We start from the raw sequence: 3,262 nt of genomic DNA, 5'->3' as shown, positions 1-3,262 counted from the left end.
GGCAGTTTCAAAGGCAAGAGAATGATCAAAGGTGGACGGATGCAAGTAAGGACTGTTTTATACATGGCCATGATGTCAGCGATGCAATGTAACCCTGTATTTAAAGAAACATATCAACGACTTTTGGCTGCTGGAAAACCCAAAAAAGTAGCGCTCATTGCCTGCGTCAGAAAGATGGTAGTTATTCTAAATTCAATGCTTAGAGATGGCTGTATGTGGAATGGCAGATAGCGCCAAAAATTAACTATTGACGCCATAGTCTCTTGTTAGGCTAATTTTACGATCGATGCTCTCCAATAAGTGATAAGCACAATCAATATCGTCCATGGCATCGCGTACCACCAAATGTAAGACGCATCACTATCTGCTAGATAAAAATAGATAACCAAGAAAACACTTAAAAGCAACGATATTGTATAAGCGAACCATAAAACCACACACACATCATTACTGAACTGAGACATTGTCACTCCACGTTCAGCACAAGCCGCAAAAACCAAACCAAAACCAATTGCTCCACCAACAGTAATATGAATAAATGAAAGCGGAATTAAAAACCAAAGTGACATCATTCTCTCCCTGATTAGCCTAACGCCCGCTTAAGTGGTGAGCAACGCTACCACCTTACCTAAATCATACCACCGTAAACACGAAACCCAACCTTGAACTGAAAATGCCAAGCGTTGGGAATCACTCTTAAATGCTTTGTTAAATTGCTATTTTCCGTAGCTTTGCATTTGCTGATAACACGATTGAGCCACCTGAAATACGCCTTACGCAAAAATAGCCACCTGACGACGAAAGTTGGTGTACCTGAAGTGAATCTGAGTCAAGCCTGTCAAACCAGTATGGAGCTAAAGAGCATTGAGCAGAACCTGTCGCTAGATCTTCAGATATACCAATTTTGGGCGCAAAATATCTTAATACGTACCCATTTTCGCCATTTGCTGCAGTCACGATTAAAGCATGGTAATTACCAAGCTGTTTAAAGCGCATGTCATCAGGCTTAAAATCTCTTACAGATTCTATTGAGGGCAAGACTATAACTAAGTCTCGAGTTGAAAATACGTCAATAGCACCAACTGCCAAATCCGCTATTTCTGGCGGAACGACACATGTTTCACCTTTCCAGCTAGGCATCTCAAGAGTATACGCACCATTCTTTTTGGCAATTGAGACTTCTCCGTATTTGCTACTGAAAAGTACACTATCGAGTTTGTACTTAGAGATGATTGCAGCACCAGCCCCTAAGCTACCATGCCCACACAGGTTAATTTCCCCATCCAGCGCAAACCAACGAATGTGAAACTGTCCATTAATTTTGATGACAAAAGAGGTAACTGGAAGTCCTGCTTCACAAGTTATTTTCTGTAACTCTTCATCAGAAAGCCAACTATCAAGCTCTAATACACCACAAGGGTTACCAGAAGCCGACTCACCACCAAACACATCATATGTTTCTAATTTGATAATTCACCACCCTCGATTGCAATTTAACGCCGCGTTAAGGGGTGAGTGCCGCCTAAACCTGCTCTCCGCAAACCACTTTCACCACCAAAATCACCGCATACCAAAAATGCCACGCGGCACGAATCCCACTTCTTGGATTCAAGTACGAAGTGCGACACCTCTGAACATAAAAACAGTAAGGTGCGATAATCATGAACTTTGCTCCCGCCAAGAAGTAAAAAACATGAAATACACACACCTCACTGAGAACGAAAGGTATATGATTTCTGCGCTCAGAAAGCAAGGAATTAGTACCGCTGAAATAGCTAAACAACTGGGGCGTCACAAAGCCACTATCTATCGAGAAATTGAACACAATTGTCGTTACAACAAGTTCTTCGATAGGTACTCTTATCAACCAGAGCGGGCACAGCAAATGGCGCGAAACCGGCTGAGTCGTTCACGCAGAAATAAGCGCTATACCAAACTTGACTTCAAGCTACCTGAAGCCTTGCTACGACTGGATTGGAGCCCTGACCAAATCGTCGGCTACCTAAGAATGAGAGGCTATCCAACAATGAGCCACGAGCTCATTTATCAGCACGTTTGGAACGACAAAGCTCTCGGTGGAACACTATGGAAACACCTACGCCAATCTACTAAGCAAAGGCGTAAGAGGTACAACTCAAAAGACAGYCGAGGGCGGCTGGCAAATAAGCGTCATATTACCGAAAGACCAGAAAACGCTGAGCATCGAAAAGAGCCTGGTCATTGGGAAATTGATACCGTCGTTGGCCGCGGAACCAAGCACTGTATCGTGACTTTAGTCGACAGAATGACTGGTTACACTTTTATCGGGCAAATGGATGATAGAACAAGCGAGTCGCTCAACGTAAGAATGAGCAAAATCATGACCCGCTCTGACTTACCTTTTAAGACGATAACTTCGGATAACGGCACTGAATTYCATGGTTACGCACAACTAGAAAAACATCATAACTGTCTGTTTTACTTTGCAAATCCATACCAMTCATGGGAGCGAGGCACTAATGAAAACACCAATGGTTTGATACGACAATACTTACCAAAACGAACTTCCATGTCACACGTGACACAGAAGCTATGCAATGAAATTGCACACAAATTAAATACGCGCCCACGCAAAAGACTTGGGTATAGAACACCACTGGAGTATATTCATGCGCATCTTTAAAAAGTGTCGCACTTCAAACTTGATACTAAGTGCGAAACTTACCGCTTTCTGAGTACTACCAACCTTAATCCAGGTAGTCTGGCGTATGTAAGTTTGTACCGCAGACTTTGCACTTATAATCACCTGTAGGTTCACCTTCCATTAGCGCACTTGCTATTGCAGCGAAAAAACCTGAAAAGAAACCTTTAACTTCTGTTTCCATGGTTTCATCAGATTTTGAGAAACTTTCATACTTATGAAGCGTCACCTTCTTGCAATTACAGCAGAACGCTTTGGTTTCTTCAGAACCGTATGTTTGAACCAACTTGATTATCTCCCAAAACCTATTTTTTCACCTAGCAACTAACGCCGCGTTAAGGGGTGAGTGCCGCCTAAACCAAGTTTCCGCAGACCACTTTCACCACCAAAACTCACTGCAAACCAAAAATGCCACGCGGCATGAATCCCTCTTAAACGCCTTGTTATGCTTAAGCTTCAATGAGTTACGTTTTACTCAAAACAAGATTAACTCGACTTTGATTTACAAACAAAAACCAAAACGTAGAAAACCGAAATGAATCATAGTTTTGATAATCAGACTAGGAATTTTGGCAAATCTGG

At 42.4% G+C, this 3,262-nt stretch carries 6 protein-coding genes and 1 pseudogene; 2 read left to right on the top strand and 5 right to left on the bottom strand.

What is annotated here, in order from left to right; all coding sequences use genetic code 11:
• A pseudogene (locus CIK04_RS01590) lies at positions 1 to 244 on the top strand (transposase); the annotation flags it as partial.
• 22 nt (positions 245 to 266) lie between these two features.
• Here the strand turns inward: CIK04_RS01590 and CIK04_RS01585 are convergent.
• The 3 genes from CIK04_RS01585 to CIK04_RS33120 form a co-directional block, all read right to left on the bottom strand.
• Positions 267 to 569 carry a hypothetical protein gene (locus CIK04_RS01585; protein ID WP_043037848.1) on the bottom strand — a complete coding sequence of 101 codons (303 nt, stop codon included), beginning with the start codon at positions 567 to 569 and terminating at the stop codon, positions 267 to 269.
• A gap of 139 nt (positions 570 to 708) precedes the next feature.
• Complete coding sequence (locus CIK04_RS01580) at positions 709 to 1,470, bottom strand: PhzF family phenazine biosynthesis protein (protein ID WP_332870189.1); 762 nt, start codon at positions 1,468 to 1,470, stop codon at positions 709 to 711.
• Positions 1,471 to 1,493: 23 nt separating this feature from the next.
• Positions 1,494 to 1,628, bottom strand: a complete 135-nt coding sequence (locus CIK04_RS33120; protein ID WP_097353744.1) for a DUF3265 domain-containing protein — start codon at positions 1,626 to 1,628, stop codon at positions 1,494 to 1,496.
• 65 nt (positions 1,629 to 1,693) lie between these two features.
• Here CIK04_RS33120 and CIK04_RS01570 point away from each other — a divergent pair, with 65 nt between their 5' ends.
• On the top strand, positions 1,694 to 2,662 hold the full coding sequence (locus CIK04_RS01570; protein ID WP_128824573.1) for an IS30 family transposase: 969 nt from the start codon (positions 1,694 to 1,696) through the stop codon (positions 2,660 to 2,662).
• A 64-nt stretch (positions 2,663 to 2,726) separates the two neighbouring features.
• Here CIK04_RS01570 and CIK04_RS01565 read toward each other — a convergent pair whose 3' ends face one another.
• Entirely contained in the window at positions 2,727 to 2,966 is a 240-nt protein-coding gene (locus CIK04_RS01565; RefSeq protein WP_097353773.1) for a hypothetical protein, read from the bottom strand.
• A 38-nt stretch (positions 2,967 to 3,004) separates the two neighbouring features.
• Positions 3,005 to 3,127 carry a DUF3265 domain-containing protein gene (locus CIK04_RS01560; protein WP_128824574.1) on the bottom strand — a complete coding sequence of 41 codons (123 nt, stop codon included), beginning with the start codon at positions 3,125 to 3,127 and terminating at the stop codon, positions 3,005 to 3,007.
• Between the last annotated feature and the right edge of the window lie 135 nt (positions 3,128 to 3,262).

It is taken from the genome of Vibrio sp. 03_296, assembly GCF_002265885.1.
This window is presented reverse-complemented; position numbering and strand designations above follow the sequence as displayed.

Excerpts from the sequence above, each read along its gene's own strand:
- CIK04_RS01585 (WP_043037848.1), bottom strand. The coding sequence starts at position 569 with ATGTCACTTTGGTTTTTAATTCCGCTTTCATTTATTCATATTACTGTT.